This is a genomic window from Endozoicomonas sp. SESOKO4 (assembly GCF_024606275.1).
The window spans coordinates 1-1,024 of the sequence record NZ_JAHHPS010000650.1; the positions used below are offsets into that span (position 1 = coordinate 1).

General features: G+C 47.8%; 2 protein-coding genes. Both read right to left on the reverse strand.

Annotated elements, in window-relative coordinates:
- Window positions 1-449: hypothetical protein (locus KDK16_RS12675; RefSeq protein ID WP_257276400.1), on the reverse strand; the 449-nt coding region annotated here is incomplete at its 3' end.
- A 286-nt stretch (window positions 450-735) separates the two neighbouring features.
- A partial coding sequence (locus KDK16_RS12680) for an ankyrin repeat domain-containing protein (protein WP_257276401.1) occupies window positions 736-1,024 on the reverse strand: 289 nt, incomplete at its 5' end.

The window sequence follows — 1,024 nt, forward strand, 5'->3', positions numbered from 1 at the left end:
TTAAACGACGCTGATTTAGTATCCCAATAACTCTTTAAAAGCCAAACGACAGTGACAACCACTTCTACAGGTAGCCATGAGTAAGAGGTGGAGCTGAGAGGAGTATTTTTGCTGGTCAGGATCAGTTCGTAACCCATCAGCAGATAATTGGTGTCAAGCCATGGCCACGAAATGGATTCAATAATGGTCGTTTTTAGCTCGCAACCGATTACTCTGCCTTGTTTCTCATCAGGCGGTAAATCTGATCCTGCACAGCCTTTTGTGTGAGCAATGTCTGACAAGGTGTACGATAGTGTGTGTTGGTCAGGTGTTATAGAAACGTTCTGGTTTGGAGAACCTGTTTTCTGTTCAAGCTCGACAACAAAACGTCTTTTCAACGGTTGAGCCTGACAGATGACAGACAATGTCATGAGTAACAGCGGTGCTGCAAAGAGTGAGTGTTTAATCATTCTACCCTTGAACTCTGGTGTACAGAGAGGAAGGATAGATCAGGAAAATAACTCAAGTTACGCGGTTAACCGTTCTCTCAATTGCCCCGGAGAAACATTCAGGCCTGCCCCATAAACTGTGGTGCTGAGGTGAAAGTGATCCAACTTCACTTTCTCTATGACTACAAAGTCTGCAGTGACTAAATAATCACCCATTTCAAACACTCAGAAGATGGGAACACCTGAGAGGCGTGTTTTTCGGATAAGATAACGCCTTTCTTTTGTTCCCTGTCTTTGCCTCTGTTACCTACCTTGCCCCGGCCTCGGTCAGGACTTTTACGCAGTCGGTATTGCCCATCTCGGTTGCGATGGACATTGGAGTTGCGCCACCCCACGCCGCGGCGTTGAGATCCGCACCGGCATTGATCAGGACTTTCACGCAGCCGGTATTGCCTTTTGAAGCAGCAACGAACAGCGGGGTTATGCCATTGTTTTTCTGGGCGTTGAGATCCGCTCCGGCTTCGATCAGGATTTTTACACAGTCGGTATGGCCATTCTGGGCAGCGATGAACAGCGGGGTGGCACCCTTGTTAGTC